We start from the raw sequence: 13,377 nt of genomic DNA, 5'->3' as shown, positions 1-13,377 counted from the left end.
GGGTTCGGTCAGACGGAACGTTCCGCCGGGCCGGTTCGTGTCCATCCACCACATCTGGTCGGCGTTGCCGCTGCAGTCCTGGCACCTGGGTCGGGTGAAGAAGCCGACCAGCGGGGCACTCCGCCCGGTGTCAATCCCCTCGAACCGTGGAGTGAGGTTCCCCCGTTGGCCGCCGCGCGGGCTCCCGGCGGGACCGTGCCGTCGGTGACCCACAGCCGGTTCGGGCCGTTCGCGGTGAAGTCGCGTTGCACCAGGTCAGGGGCCAGGTCCGCGTCCGGGTCACGCCGGGTGAAACCCTTGCCCCGGCGGGGGCTGATTCCGGCGAGGCCGGCCTGGCGCATGAGCCGTTCGACGCGCTTGCGGCCGACGCGAGTGCCTTCACGTCTGAGGACGGCGTGCACGCGCGGTGAGCCGTAGATCCCGCCGGACTCGTCGTGGACCTGAAGGATCCTGCTGGCAGGCAGGGAAAAGCGCCTTCCCGCCGAAGCGCGGATCAGGCGGCGCTACGGTGCACGGATGCGCATGTATCTCTCCTCCTTCCGCACCGGTGACCACCCGGAGCGGATGCTGGCACTACTGGACAATCCCGCCGATGCAGGTGAGGTAGCGGTGATTGCCAACGCGATCGACGCCCTGTCGTGCATAGAGCGCCGAGCCGCAGTCGAGCGCGAACTCAGTGCACTCGCTGAGCTCGGCCTGCGGCCGGTCGAGTTGGATCTACGCGCATTCTTCGGCCGGCCCCCGACACACATCACCGCCGCTCTTGCCCGATTCCCTCTGATCTGGGTCCGCGGAGGCAACGTGTTCGTTCTGCGTCATGCATTGGCCCTCAGCGGCGCCGACCAAACCCTAATCGAGCTGCTACGGCAGGACGCCATCGTTTATGCCGGCTACAGCGCTGGCGCATGCGTCCTCGCGCCCGACCTGCACGGGCTGGAACAGTGCGACGACCCGCAAGCGGTGCGAGCCGCCTACGACGCTCAAGCCCGCTGGGACGGACTTGCCGTTCTCAATTACGTCGTGGTACCGCACATCGACTCTCCCGGCCACCCCGAAACCGAAATCCTCGGTGTGGTGGCCGACCGATACCGCGCCGACGGCGTCGCCCATCAGGCTCTGCGCGACGGCCAGGCCATCGTGATCAACGGCGCGACCAGCTCCATCCACTAACGCGCGTGGATGAAGCCCATACACGGTGGGCAGACGGCCCAGCACCCGGGCAGGGAGCAGCGCGAACGCTGAAGTCGCCCTGGTCAACCTGAATGGGCGAGGTTCTCCGCGACGTCGATGAACAAACCCGCGGCTTCGGCGTGGGCAGTTCCGCCGAGCAGCACTTGAGCACGGGTGTACACCTTGCGACCCTGCACACCTGTACACCTGGCACGTAGTTCGAGATCCCGGCCGATCGGTACGGGCGCGTGGAAGGCGGTCTCCAACCGTGCGGTCACGCACCTTCGATCCAGTAACCGCCACAAGGCGAGGCTGATCACTTCGTCCAGCAGTGTCGCCACCACCCCGCTGTGCGCGAACCCGGGAGCCCCCTGGTGTGCCGTGTTCAGGCGCACCATCGCCACCAGCTCCTCCGGGTCGTCGTCGACGACGTGGACGTGCAGTCCCGCGGGCATCGCACTGCCGCAGCCGAAGCAGGCGGTGTAGCCCGGCTCGTGCGGTGCTTCGGCGAGCCTACGGGCCGTCGTGGCGGGCAGCGGCACGACGACGCCCGGAGGAGGGGTGGTCAAGCTGCTCTCGCCAGGCGCGTGGCGGCGGTCGTGCCGCCCGCCGCGAGCAGGAACAGCGAACCCAGCAGCGCCCACCCGAGGCCCCCGGCGGGAAGCACCACGGCGGTCATCAGGAGTGGCCCGACAGCCCGCTGGGCGCCGAATCCGAGGCTGAAGAACGCCAGGTACTGCGCGCGTTTGGGCTCCGGCGACACGACGTAGGACAGCTCCCAGCTCGCGGCGACGAGCAGATTCTCCGCCAGTGTCAGGACCATGACTCCGACCACAGCACCGATCACTGCCGGCGTTCCCCCGGCGACGGCTGCCGCGGCGAAGAGGGCACAGGTCAGGACGAGCAGCCCGCAGGCGAGGCGAGTGGTGCGAACGGAGCGGTCCAGTCCCTGTACGGCCCGGCCGAGGTAGCCTTGGAAGAGCGCGGTCTGGACGGTGTTGACGGCCAGCAGCACCGAGGAGAGCGAGGGCGGCAGGTCCAGTACCTTGACCACCCACAGCGGCAGCAGTACGAACATGACCGAGTCGTGCAGCATCGCGAACGCGTTCGCCACGACGAGCCCGATGAACCTCTTGTCACGGTAGGGCGCGGGAACGTCCGCGGCGGAGTCGCCCACCACATCGGCATCGGCCTTGCGGGCCGTCGCCGTAGCGCGCACGCGCCGGATCGCCAGGCCGGTGGCGATGAACGACACACCGTTGACGGCGAACAGGATCTGGAACGCCGGTGTCCAGTGCAGTGCTTGGACGCCTCCCGCCAGGAGGAACCCGGCGCTGAGTCCGATGTTCCGAATGGCCCGGATCGACGTCATCGTCGCACTGCGTTCCTCGGCCGGCACCACGTCGCCGATCACCGCTTGGAACAGCGGGCCGCTGGCCGCGTCCGCGGCAGCGAGCAGGCAGGTCAGCCCGAGGTAGGCCGGATAGCCGTCGACCAGTGCGTAGCCCGCGTATCCGAACGCGCGAATCACCAGTAGCCCGATGAACACCCGGTCGGCACCGATCCGGTCGGCGAGCCGGCCCATCGGTACCGGACTGAGCAGACCGCAGACGCTGCCGATGCCGAGCGCCGCGCCCACCGCGACCATCGGCAGCCCGACGACCTGCACGAAGTACAGCGTGGAGGCCGCGAGGAACAAGCCGGTTCCCAGGGAGTCGACGGTGCCGCCGATCGCGAGGATACGTCCGTTGCGCGACGGCGGGATCATCGAGCGGAGGCCCTTCACAGCCAGCCTTCGCTGTCGTGGGTCCACACCAGGTCCTCACCGGGCAACTCGGCACGCAGCGCCTCGGCCTGCCCGGTGTTGTACGCCTTGGTAGCCGTGGCATCCCAGGCGCCGGGCCGGGTCGGGACGGCCCACATGGGGTGGACGACGGCGCCACGCCGCGCCTTGGCCTGGTAGGCGCCGGCGCCCAGGTGCAAGGCCGTCGCACCGTCGGCGTATGCGTCGCGGATCGGCTGATAGCAGCTCAGCTGGAAGTACTCGCCCACGTGCGGCGCCCGCTCGTAGTCGAATCCGATGGCGCGCGTGTAGGCCGTCTGTCCCTCGGTGAAGATCAGGGAGAAACCGATCGGCTGCTCTTCCGCGTTCATGCACAGGTGCAGCCGGCCGGTATCCCGCGCGGCACGGCTGAGCTGTTCCAGCCAAAGCGTCATGGCATCGGCCGATGCCTGCACGCCGTACTTCTGCTGGGTCGCCGCCAGGAGCGCACCGCACCGCTGGTATTCGTCGGACAGTCGCGCTCGGCTCAGACGCAGACCGGCTGACTCGAACTCGCGCAGGTCGCGACGGATCCGCTTCCTTCTGCTGCTGAGCAGGCCTTCGAGGTAGTCCTCGAAACCGCTGCCGGGCAGGGGGATGACGCACTCGCCGTTGAGCAGGCGCGGGGTGACACCGCTGCGGCGGGCGAGCAGGGCCGCGTCCGCCGAGGTGGCGTAGAGCCACCAGGCGAGCCCGTCGCTGTGCGTGTCGGCGATGTCCTGCACCGCGTCCAGCAGTGGCTCCAGCGCCCGGTCGTCGGAGAGCAGCGGGCCGCTGTAGAAACCGCGGGAGCTGCCGACCAGGGTGACCGGCCGATCGCCCTGGTCCGCCGCGTCGGGGAAGAGCTTGCCGGGGTGGTAGTTGCCGCTGCTGGGCCGGTCCACGACGAACACCGCGACGGCGCCGACCAAGCGGTCGCCGGAGCGGACGCACACGTGGTGAACGCGTCCGCCCTGCTCCTGTTCGCGCTGGAACTCCAGCCAGCGTGTCCCCGCGTAGAACGACTTCGGGGCTGCCAGTTGATCCCACGCCCGACGGTCGTTCTCGTCAAGCCGGTCCAGGATTTCCACTCGTAGTGGCTCAGCCGACATACAGTCCCCCTCCTTCCATCTCGCGAAGGAGCCGGTGGTCGCGTTCGACCTCGGCGAGCCCGCCCGCCAGGGACACGAAACCCGGTGCCGACGGCAGGTCCACGGTGAGCGGCACCGTCTGCCCGGGGACGACCTTCGTGGTCAGGGCGACGAAGGTGGGCAGCGATTCGATGCGCTGCTGCCACCCGTCCTCCCGGCCGGGACCGGGCCGCCGGTTGATCAGCCAGACGTTGCGTACGTGCTGGGAGTACGCCGCGTCGGCCTCGGAGAACCGTTGGAACTCCTCGCAGTTGGTCAACGCGACGGCGAGCAACTGGATCTGCGACGTGCCGCTGAACTTCTCCGAGACCCAGGGCAGGAAGCCACCCATCAGCCGGGCGGCGCTCTCGATCAGCACGGGCCCGTCGGCGGTCAGCATGACCTCGGTGTGGCCCGCGCCGTTGGCGATGCCGAGCGCGGTGACAACGTCGAGCGTGTACGCCGCAACCTGCCGCACATCTCCGTCGGTCAGGGGCAGGGGCTCCTGAAAGTCGCAGATCGGTGCGCCGTGGGGCCCTGCGGTGCGCACCGAGCGCCACACGTCGACCACCTTGTGGACCCCGTCGACGCTCACCGTGTTCACCATGAACTCTTCGCCGTCCAGGAACTCCTGGACGACAGCGTGCTCATTGGTGGCGCCGAAGAAGTCGACGGTGCCGATCAGTGCCGCGCACCGGCTCGCGACCTCCTCCGCCGTGCGGCAGACGGACACGTCGTTCGTGCCGGCGCTCGCCGGCGGCTTGACCACGACCGGACGGCCCCCGCGCGCGGTGAACCAGTCCACGGCCTGGTCCGGCTCGCCGGCGATCACGGTCGCCGGAGCGGCGAGGCCGGACGCGCGAACCTGTTCGGCCATGGCGAACTTGTCCCGCCTGGCTGCGACACGGGTGATGTCATTGCCCGGGGTGCCGAGTTCGTGGTTCAGCGCGTCGGCCAGCTGGACGCCGGACTCCGCGCCCGCGATCACCTGGCCGACACCCAGCTCGCGCAGCCTCGTCGCGATGACCTCGATGTCTTCGTGGTGGCCGAGGTCGTGCAGGTAGACAGCGGGGTTGAAGACCCGCTGATAGGCGGCCGGCGGGTGGGGGTCGCTGGCCACGTGGACACACTGGGTTCCACGCTCGGCCAGCGCGGCGACCAGGAACCGGGCGGTCGCGTAACCGTCGACGATCGCGACTGTCATGACCAGGCTCCTCGCAGTGCGGCAGTGATCGTCTTCGGCCGGGTGTACTCGCGCAGGGCCAGCACGCTCAGGTCGGTTCCGTGTCCGGAGTCGCCCCGGCCGCCGTGCGGCAGCTCAGCGGTCTGGACCAGGTGGCAGTTCACCCATACCTCACCCGCGTCGATCCGGCCCGTGAGGGTGAGTGCGGTGGCCAGGTCGCGGGTCCAGACGCTCGCGGCGAGAGCCTGGGGCATGCTGTTGGCCAGTTCCACGGCGTGCTGCACGCTGTCCGCCGACTGCACGGTGAGGACGGGTGCGAACACCTCCTCCGTGATCGCGGGGTCGTCCTCGGGCAGCCCGGCCAGCAGGGCGGTCGGCCGCCAGAAGCCGTCCTGCTCCTCGGCAGGCACGTCCACTTCGCCGCGAAAGACCGTCTTCGCGCCGGTGGCGGCGAGGATCCGGTCGTACCGGGCGGCCTGGTCGGCGTTGTTCAGCGGCCCGAAGCCGACGCCGGCGGTGTGCCGGCCCATGGCCGCGCCCAGTTGTTCGACAGCCTCGTCGTAGTGCTCCGCGAGCACGATCACACGGGCGGGTGCGGCGCAGCTCTGTCCGGCGTTGTACACAGCTGCCGCGACGATCTCGGTCCAGGTGTGCTCGGGTGCGTCCGGCAGGGCCACGACCGGGCAGTTGCCGCCCAGTTCGAGGCTGGTGCGCTTGAGCCCGGCGCGTGCCACGACGTCGGTGCCGCCGCACACGCTGCCGGTGAACGCGACCGCGTCGACATCGCTCTCGACGAGGAGCTGTCCCGTGGTGCGGTCGCCGGTGAGAGCGGTGAGCACGCCGGATCCCAGCGTGCGGTCGGCCAGTTCGGCCAGCAACAGTGCGGTGTCCGGGGTGGATTCGGCCGGCTTGAGCACCACCGTGTTACCGGTGGCCAATGCCGGCGCCAGCCGCCAGATCGCCATCATCAGCGGATAGTTCCACGGCACGATCACGCCGACCACGCCGATCGGCTCCCAGCGCACCCAGCTCTCGTGGCCTTCGAGCAGTCCGCCCGCGGCCGGGCTGAGCTCCGTACGGGCCGCCTGTGCGTAGAACCGGATCAGGTCGACAGCCTGATCCACTTCGCCCGCTGCCTCCGCCGCGGGCTTTCCGGTGCCCGCCCGCTCCGACGCGGCGAACTGCTCCGCGCGGGAGGTGATCGCGTCGGCCAGGGCGGTCAGCCGCTGTGCGCGCTCTCTGGGCGTGAGCGCCCGCCAGGCCGGCAGCGCCGAGCGGCAGGCCTGGACGGCGTCGGTAACCTCGGACACACGGCTCAGCGTGGATTCGCCGCGACGGCGTCCGGTACGGGGGTCGAGGAGTACCAGGGTCACTGCCCGTCTCCGTTGCATTCGACACAGGGACAGTGCGGGCAGTCCCCGGCGTGCAGCCGCTCGGGCGCCAGAACGCTCTTGTCGCAGATCAGGCAGGTCAGGTCCCCGGCGTCGGCGATGACCTCCTCGTAGGGCACCGGCGCCATGCGGTCGTGGGCGTCGATCGCCTTGTGCGGCGCCCCGACGGCGATGATCACATGGTCGGTGATCGCCCCGACTGCGTGCGGTACGGAGCCCTCGATGAGGTACGTCTGGCCGGCTCGCGTCTCGTAGATCTTGCCGTCGTAGGTGATGGTGCCGATACCGCCGACAACGGTCAGGATGTGGTGGCCGGGGTGGGTGTGCGGCGCGAAGCCCGAACCGGCGGACAGCCTGATCAGGTCTGCGCCGATCTCACCGTTGGAGGCCAGCGCGAGACCGGTGGCGTCGGCACCGTGCACGTCGATGGGCAGCGGGGCGTGAGCCACGGACAGTTCGGTGTGACCGTCCGCCGCCTGGCCCTGGGCCCACGTAACGATGTTGAGGTCACGGGAGCGGTTGAGCGAGCCGTTCATGTCGTCCTTCCCAGTACTGAATGGTGTTGGCCGGATGGCGTTACTTGGAGGCCCAGACGACGCCGCCGAGGTCGTGCCGCCCCGCGTGCAGCGCGGAGAATCCGCCCGTGCGCAGTCCTGCCTGCTCGAACATGGCCATCCACTCCCAGCGAGTACGGAAGCCGCCGCGGTCCCACCAGCCGCCCCACAGCGAGCACAGGTAGTCCAGCGCCCACGGCGTACCCTCGGTGGTGGTCGGGCTGGCCCCCTCCGAGAGGATCAGCCGCCCGCCGTCGTTGAGCAGCGCGGTGAGCCGACGGAGCGTCTTCTCCTTGTCGGCCACGCAGTGCAGGACGTTGGTGGCCATGATCGTGTCGAACTGGCCGAGGCCGGCGGGCGGCTCCTCGTCAAGGTCGAAGACGACGCCCCGGCCCTGCCAGCGGCCCCGCTCCACAAGCTGCGGCACCCGGTCGGACCAGATGAACTCGCCCTCCACGTGGTCGTGGATCAGCGAGGTCGTGTTGCCGACGCCGGAGCCGAGCTCCAGCACCCTGCCCTTGAGGAAGCCGCCCGACTTCACCACGTCGGCCATCACTTCGGCGTAGCTGACCAACGGCCACTCGGTGTTGAACCGTGCCCACAGCCCGCGGTGCTGGTGCATCATTTCCTCGCCGGTGCCCGAGCCGTCGGCCAGGACCGGCCAGAACTCGGCCAGGGCGTCGAAGCACTCGTGCGCGGCGGTACGGGGATGGGTGGCGGGGCGGTCGGACTCGGGGTGCGTGTGCACGAGCGAGACGGCCTGGTTGTACATGTGCGCGGCCTGTGCGCAGTCCGGCTTGTGCGGACTGGAGATGATCTTCACCGCGGTGGCCCTGGCGTAGTCGAGGATCTCCTCGTACTGCTCCGCGTTGTCGCGGCGGGCGGCCAGCTGCAGGCCCATCTCGCGGCGGCGGGGCTTGCCGGTGTCGGTGGTCAGTATCTCGCCTGAAGTCGCCACGGCTGGACGTACCCTTCTGTCGTTGAACACCGCGCGGAGCTGCGCGATGCCGTTCTCCTGAAACACCAGACCGATCTCTTGGCCGAGAGCCGGATCGCCGACGGGCACCGCGGCGAACTCACCGCTCAGGCCCGCAGCGCGCCAGCGCGCCTCGATGTCGACCGGGTAGTACTTTTCGCCGCCTCGGTTGAACGTCTCGACGCGACGCCCGCGCAGCACCAGGAAGCCGTCGCGCGACTCGCCCATGTCATTGGTGCGCAGCCAGCCGTCCTGATCGATCGTCTCCGCGGTGGTGGCCGGGTCCTCCCAGTAGCCGGTCATCAGATCCGGGGAGCGCAGCCATACTTCGCCGTTGCGCAGCTCGAACTCCGTTCCCGGCAGAGGAAGACCGACGGGCGGCGTGTGCTCCACGTACTGGCGCACGAACTCGCGGTCGTCCAGCGTCGGTGTCACGAAGCTGAAGTTGACCGCCTCGGTCATGCCGTAGCCCTGGCGCAGCCGGGGGCCGTAGAGACGGTGGAATTCGGCGGCCAGGTCGCTGGAGAGCGGCGCGGCCGCGGTGATCAGGTAGTCGAGGGAGTCCGGCCAGGCAGGGCGCGCGCGTACCAGATCGTGGAGCAGCGCCGGCACGATGGACGCGGTACGCACCCCCTTGGCGGCCAGCTCGGCGAAGTATCCCGCCGGGCTGAACCGGCTCTGCAGCACGAGCGGCGCACCGGTCAGCCGCGTGCCGAGGAGCGACATCATCAGCGCGTTGACGTGATACAGCGGCAGGCAGGTGGCATGGGGGCGGTCGGGTGAGAACCCGTGCAGCGCGGCCACTTTGGACGCGTTGCCCGTCACGGCCTCGCGGCTGAGCATCACGCCCTTGGGGCGGCCGGTCGACCCGGAGGTGAACATGATGAACGCCAGTCCGCGGGCGTCCTCATGGTCCGGCCGGCCGCCGCGGGTCGCGGTGATCCGGATCGCGCCGGGGGCGGACTGCGCGGCGTCCACCACGGCTGAGGCGTAGACCCGCTCGACCAGTTCCGCCACTTCGGTGTCGGTGGCCCGGGGATGTACCGGCACCGACACCAGCCGGAGGTCGAAGCAGGCCAGCAGGACGTCGGCGAGGGCGCCACCGTTCGGCAGCCTGATCACGACTCGCGAGCCTTCTGGAAGCGCGCGCAACGAATCCACCCACTCGGGGTGAGTCATGGGAATTCCCTGTTCGTAGAGAGGATCAGTCGCCGATGAACGGCAGGCGGCGGTCCCGGGCGAGCGGTCCGGCCGCACACCGGCGAATGCGTTCGCCATGCAGGCGCACGAATTCATCCGGCGTCATCGCGTCCGCGGTGCGCGTGGCATCCTGGATCAGCGGCTGCTGCTCTGTTTCGCGATCACCGATCACGGTGAAGAACGGCTGCCAGGCCTGATTGCTCCTGGCCAGGCGCGCACCTATGGGGCGATTGTATTCGTTATCGATGGCGGCACGGATTCCCGCATTCCGCAGTTGGGCGATGATCTCGCCGGCGCGTTCCGCATGGGCCTCGCGCAGGGGAATGACGGACACCTGGGTGGGTGCGAGTTCTACCGGTATCACCTTCCGGGCGATACCGGAGATGCCGCGGCCGAGTATCAGCGGAAGCATCCGGGACATACCCATGGCCACACAAGCATGGATGACCGTCGGATGGCCACCGCTATCCAGGCGGATATCGAAGCGGGGCGGGTTCACGTCGTCCATCTGCAGGTTGTAGAGCATGACGTTGTCATAGCCCGACCACACCAGCACGCCCGACTTCTGCGCGTAGTACTTGGACTGCTTCGGCAGGCGCCTCACCACGGTGATGCCGCCCGCCGCTTTGCCGGCCCTCGCGTAGAAGTCCTCATTGTCGTTCCGCGAGCCGGCCACGGAGTCCAGCACGTGGACGTAGTCCTCGTCGAACCAGAACCGGGTGGACTCGCCCGCCAGCTCCAGCGCGTGCAGGTAGCGGTCGGCGGCAGTGTCCTGCGTCGTCAGGATGTGGATGTCAGGCACCGTGAACTGCCTGATCCGCTGGATGCTCAACTCGCCGGTGCGGAAGTTCCGGAATACGGGCTGCGGGCTGTACACCGCGTACGGCAGCAGGCCGTGCGCCAGTGTCCGACCCTGGAGCCATCCGAACAGATTGGGGTCGGCCGCGTAGCTGAGCCGCAGCCCCTCACGGTCGGCCAGGGTAAAAGTGCGCCCCTGAACGTGATACGGCTCGATCAGTTCGGCCATGGCCGCGCCGGCGCTGTCGAAGACCAACGGAAAGTCTATCCGGCTGACGTCGAGTGCGGCGAGGTGGGCCACATTGAAGGCGTCGACGGATTCTTCGAATACGTTACCCGCGGGCAGCGTCGTCAGGAAGCCTTTCGGCACGCCGCGACGGCTGACCATATGGAGCTGTTCGGCGGCCCGCATGACGTCGTTCTTACTGCATCGCGCAACGGCCTCGGTATCCGCCACCGCGGTGACGCTACTACCGTCACCCGGAATGGACATCAGCACCTGAGCGCTTTCAGCCTCCGAGCCCGACCATATTTTGCGCCCGTGACCGTCGAATATCAACACATCAACAACCACGTTCGTGCCCCTCAGCAAGGCTGCCAATGTTTCCCGGGCAGCCTGAGATTACATTTTTTGCGGCCTGCCACCTCATAGGCGTGCAGTCTTGCCTGACCGGGCCCTCGGGAGGCCTGATCGGTTCATCTAGCATCGAACGTAGCACGATGATCGACTTCCGGGAAGAGCTGTCCGATATCCGCACCCCGCATTCGAGTCGCCAATAGTGCGACCCGTGAATGCTGTGGCGGTTCGCCCGAAATGCGCCCGAAATATTCTCACTACTGTCGAGATTGGGGCATTCCGCCAGGATGGGAAATAAGGACCGGCCGGGGGCTGCGGATGACGCCGTCTCCTTGGGGGGCGGCGAAGGCGGCGTGGGCCAGGGTGATGACTTCGGGGCAACTCTGGGCTGAATTTTCCCGTGATCTCGGACACTCGATGTCAACACCACAAGCGGGGATCACACGCGCCCGCCGACGGCCCCAAAACGCCAGACGCACCGGAATCACCCCGAAACTTCAGGCCGACGACCGCCGGACACCCGTCCCCAGCATCGACCTCGTGCGGACGCACCTCGAACAGACCCCGGAAACGCCGAGATCCCGCCCGATCAATCAGATCGGACGGGATCTCGTGAACTCTTCCTGAGCGAACTCAAGAACAGTCGTCTGTGGACCTGTGGGGATTTGAACCCCAGACCCCCTCGATGCGAACGAGGTGCGCTACCAGACTGCGCCACAGGCCCTTGCGACGTGTGAAACATTAGCATCCCCGCGCGGGTGCTCCAAAACCGATACCGGGGAGCGTCCGCGCAGGTCCGGTCATTCGTTCGCGGCGCGGGGGCGGTCGTCGCTCTCGTACTGGTCGAACAGCGGCGTGCGGCCGCGGTCGCGGCCGCGCGAGCGGGCGTTCGGCTGGGGCTTCTGGTCCGGCTTCGGCGCCGCCTTCGGGGCCGGCGACGGCTGGGCGCGCAGGCGGGGGTCCGTCGGCTCGGCCGTGCTGGAACGGGTCGCGCTCCAGGCGTCCGGGGCCGCCGGGCCGGTGGCGCGCGGAGCGACCGGGGCCGTCACGTACGTCGGCAGCGGGACCGGGACCGGCTCCCAGCTGTCACCGCGGGCGGGGCCACGCTCGCGCTCGCGCTGCTGGTCCACCCACTCGGCGTGGTCGGTCTGCTCGACCAGTGCGCGCCGTCCGGCCTCCTGCGGCGAGACGGGTGGCGCAGGGTCCGGCTCGGATCCCGCCGCGGCCTCCGGCTCGCGGCGGCGCGGGCGGTTCTCGCGCAGCTGCCGCGCGGCGGCCTCGGCGCGCCGCCGGTCCATGGTGAACTCGTAGCGGCGCCGCTCCTGGACCCGCAGGTGCACGATGTACGCGCTCAGCAGCAGGGCGGGCACGGCGGGCGCCCAGAGGTAGCCCAGGCCGCCGACCGCCGCGACGATGGCGCCCAGTGTGAAGATCAGGAAGAGGAGCGCGGTGGTGCGGCGACGCCGTGCGAGCACCTGGAGGCGCTGCTCGCGCCGGTGCCGCTCCGCCATGGCCGACCTCGGCTCCGCCCTGGTCGGGGGCACGACGACGGACCGGGCGTCGGCGTCCACGGAATTCACCGTTTCCGTCGCGGCGTCCGGGTCCGCGCGGTGCTGGGGCTCGGCCTCCTGGTCGCCGCGTTCACGCAGCCCCTTGGCGTAACGGCGCTCCATTCCCGCCCGGCCGGAAAGCAGCCGAATGGCAGTGGAGAAGCGTTCCGTCGGACGGGCTTCGTTCAGCTCGTCCTGCCTCCGGAGCCACATGGGCACCAAGTAGGCGGCCCAGGCCCCGACAATGACTGCGTAGATGAGGCCGCTGCTGCTCACACCTCACACCGTAGAGGGGCGCGGCCGGGCGGATCCGCCAATTGGGCCGGTGTGTCGCACGAACTGGCTGATATCACGGACTTTTTTTGTGATTCTTCGGATCAGGTTATGGGCGAATCGGTTCTTGGCCCCCGATAATTCGAACAGATATTCGTTTACGAGGGTGAGGTGCCCTGCCTGCGTCCGCGGTGCCAGCGGTGCAGCAGCCCCTCCGGAACCTCCTCCGCCGTCAGCGCGTACACGAGGTGGTCGCGCCACGCCCCGTCGATGTGCAGATAGCGCGGCCGCAGCCCCTCCTCGCGGAAGCCCAGCTTCTCCACCACGCGCCGACTCGGCCCGTTCTCCGGGCGGATGCACACCTCGATCCGGTGCAGCCCGACCTTCGCGAAGCAGTGGTCCACGGCCAGGGCGACCGCCGTCGGCACCACGCCCCGGCCCGCCACCTCGCGGTCCACCCAGTAGCCGACGTGGCCCGCGCACATCGAGCCCCAGGTGATCCCGGCGACCGTCAGCTGGCCGACGAGGCGGCCCCGGTACTCGATGACGAAGGGCAGCATCCGCCCCGCGTTCGCCTCGGCCCGCAGATGGCGGACCATCTGGCGGTACGTCGGGCGGTGGATCACCGGCCCCCAGGGCGCGGGCGGCGGAATCGTCGCCTCCCACGGCCGGAGCCAGTCGCGGTTGCGCCGGTTGACCTCGCGCCAGGCGCTCTGGTCCCGCAGTTTTATCGGCCGGAGCGTGACGTCGCCGTCGGTCAGCACCACCGGCCAG

The 13,377-nt window shown here is 69.1% G+C and carries 12 protein-coding genes and 1 tRNA gene; 1 reads left to right on the top strand and 12 read right to left on the bottom strand.

Annotated elements, in window-relative coordinates; all coding sequences use genetic code 11:
- Positions 1 to 8: 8 nt before the first annotated feature.
- On the bottom strand, positions 9 to 449 hold the full coding sequence (locus tag AB0I68_RS18245) for an IS3 family transposase (RefSeq protein ID WP_363178364.1): 441 nt from the start codon (positions 447 to 449) through the stop codon (positions 9 to 11).
- A gap of 67 nt (positions 450 to 516) precedes the next feature.
- On the opposite strand from AB0I68_RS18245, the gene AB0I68_RS18240 reads away from it, so the two are divergent.
- Positions 517 to 1,170, top strand: a complete 654-nt coding sequence (locus AB0I68_RS18240) for a Type 1 glutamine amidotransferase-like domain-containing protein (RefSeq protein WP_363178312.1) — start codon at positions 517 to 519, stop codon at positions 1,168 to 1,170.
- Positions 1,171 to 1,253: 83 nt separating this feature from the next.
- Here AB0I68_RS18240 and AB0I68_RS18235 read toward each other — a convergent pair whose 3' ends face one another.
- The 11 genes from AB0I68_RS18235 to AB0I68_RS18185 form a co-directional block, all read right to left on the bottom strand.
- Positions 1,254 to 1,712: a PaaI family thioesterase gene (locus AB0I68_RS18235; protein WP_363178311.1), complete on the bottom strand. Its 459-nt coding sequence runs from the start codon at positions 1,710 to 1,712 to the stop codon at positions 1,254 to 1,256.
- Positions 1,713 to 1,735: 23 nt separating this feature from the next.
- Positions 1,736 to 2,938 (bottom strand): MFS transporter, encoded by a 1,203-nt coding sequence (locus AB0I68_RS18230; protein ID WP_363178310.1) that lies wholly within the window; start codon positions 2,936 to 2,938, stop codon positions 1,736 to 1,738.
- Positions 2,939 to 2,952: 14 nt separating this feature from the next.
- Complete coding sequence (locus AB0I68_RS18225; RefSeq protein WP_363178309.1) at positions 2,953 to 4,083, bottom strand: GNAT family N-acetyltransferase; 1,131 nt, start codon at positions 4,081 to 4,083, stop codon at positions 2,953 to 2,955.
- A complete protein-coding gene (locus AB0I68_RS18220) occupies positions 4,073 to 5,305 on the bottom strand; it encodes an ATP-grasp domain-containing protein (RefSeq protein WP_363178308.1) in 1,233 nt (410 codons plus the stop codon). The genes AB0I68_RS18225 and AB0I68_RS18220 overlap by 11 nt, the downstream gene beginning before the upstream one ends.
- On the bottom strand, positions 5,302 to 6,675 hold the full coding sequence (locus tag AB0I68_RS18215; RefSeq protein ID WP_363178307.1) for an aldehyde dehydrogenase family protein: 1,374 nt from the start codon (positions 6,673 to 6,675) through the stop codon (positions 5,302 to 5,304). The genes AB0I68_RS18220 and AB0I68_RS18215 overlap by 4 nt, the downstream gene beginning before the upstream one ends.
- A complete protein-coding gene (locus AB0I68_RS18210) occupies positions 6,654 to 7,211 on the bottom strand; it encodes a cupin domain-containing protein (protein WP_363178306.1) in 558 nt (185 codons plus the stop codon). Before AB0I68_RS18210 ends, AB0I68_RS18215 begins: the two co-directional genes overlap by 22 nt.
- Positions 7,212 to 7,251: 40 nt before the next feature.
- Positions 7,252 to 9,384, bottom strand: a complete 2,133-nt coding sequence (locus tag AB0I68_RS18205) for an AMP-binding protein (protein WP_363178305.1) — start codon at positions 9,382 to 9,384, stop codon at positions 7,252 to 7,254.
- A 25-nt stretch (positions 9,385 to 9,409) separates the two neighbouring features.
- Entirely contained in the window at positions 9,410 to 10,777 is a 1,368-nt protein-coding gene (locus AB0I68_RS18200; RefSeq protein WP_363178304.1) for a His/Gly/Thr/Pro-type tRNA ligase C-terminal domain-containing protein, read from the bottom strand.
- A 653-nt stretch (positions 10,778 to 11,430) separates the two neighbouring features.
- A tRNA-Ala gene (locus tag AB0I68_RS18195) sits at positions 11,431 to 11,504 on the bottom strand.
- A 76-nt stretch (positions 11,505 to 11,580) separates the two neighbouring features.
- The gene (locus AB0I68_RS18190; protein ID WP_363178303.1) at positions 11,581 to 12,606 is read right to left on the bottom strand and encodes a hypothetical protein; all 1,026 of its coding nucleotides are present in this window, start codon (positions 12,604 to 12,606) and stop codon (positions 11,581 to 11,583) included.
- A gap of 155 nt (positions 12,607 to 12,761) precedes the next feature.
- Positions 12,762 to 13,370 carry a GNAT family protein gene (locus tag AB0I68_RS18185; RefSeq protein ID WP_363178302.1) on the bottom strand — a complete coding sequence of 203 codons (609 nt, stop codon included), beginning with the start codon at positions 13,368 to 13,370 and terminating at the stop codon, positions 12,762 to 12,764.
- Between the last annotated feature and the right edge of the window lie 7 nt (positions 13,371 to 13,377).

It is taken from the genome of Streptomyces sp. NPDC050448 (assembly GCF_040655295.1).
Classification (GTDB): Bacteria; Actinomycetota; Actinomycetes; order Streptomycetales; family Streptomycetaceae; genus Streptomyces.
The sequence above is the reverse complement of the archived record's forward strand: the minus strand, read 5'-3'. Positions and strand labels throughout refer to the sequence as shown.

Bases quoted from the DNA above. Each gene is read 5' to 3' on its own strand.
- AB0I68_RS18240 (WP_363178312.1), top strand. From the start codon at position 517: ATGCGCATGTATCTCTCCTCCTTCCGCACCGGTGACCACCCGGAGCGG.
- AB0I68_RS18230 (WP_363178310.1), bottom strand. From the start codon at position 2,938: ATGATCCCGCCGTCGCGCAACGGACGTATCCTCGCGATCGGCGGCACC.
- AB0I68_RS18225 (WP_363178309.1), bottom strand. From the start codon at position 4,083: ATGTCGGCTGAGCCACTACGAGTGGAAATCCTGGACCGGCTTGACGAG.
- AB0I68_RS18220 (WP_363178308.1), bottom strand. From the start codon at position 5,305: ATGACAGTCGCGATCGTCGACGGTTACGCGACCGCCCGGTTCCTGGTC.
- AB0I68_RS18215 (WP_363178307.1), bottom strand. From the start codon at position 6,675: ATGCAACGGAGACGGGCAGTGACCCTGGTACTCCTCGACCCCCGTACC.
- AB0I68_RS18210 (WP_363178306.1), bottom strand. From the start codon at position 7,211: ATGAACGGCTCGCTCAACCGCTCCCGTGACCTCAACATCGTTACGTGG.
- AB0I68_RS18205 (WP_363178305.1), bottom strand. From the start codon at position 9,384: ATGACTCACCCCGAGTGGGTGGATTCGTTGCGCGCGCTTCCAGAAGGC.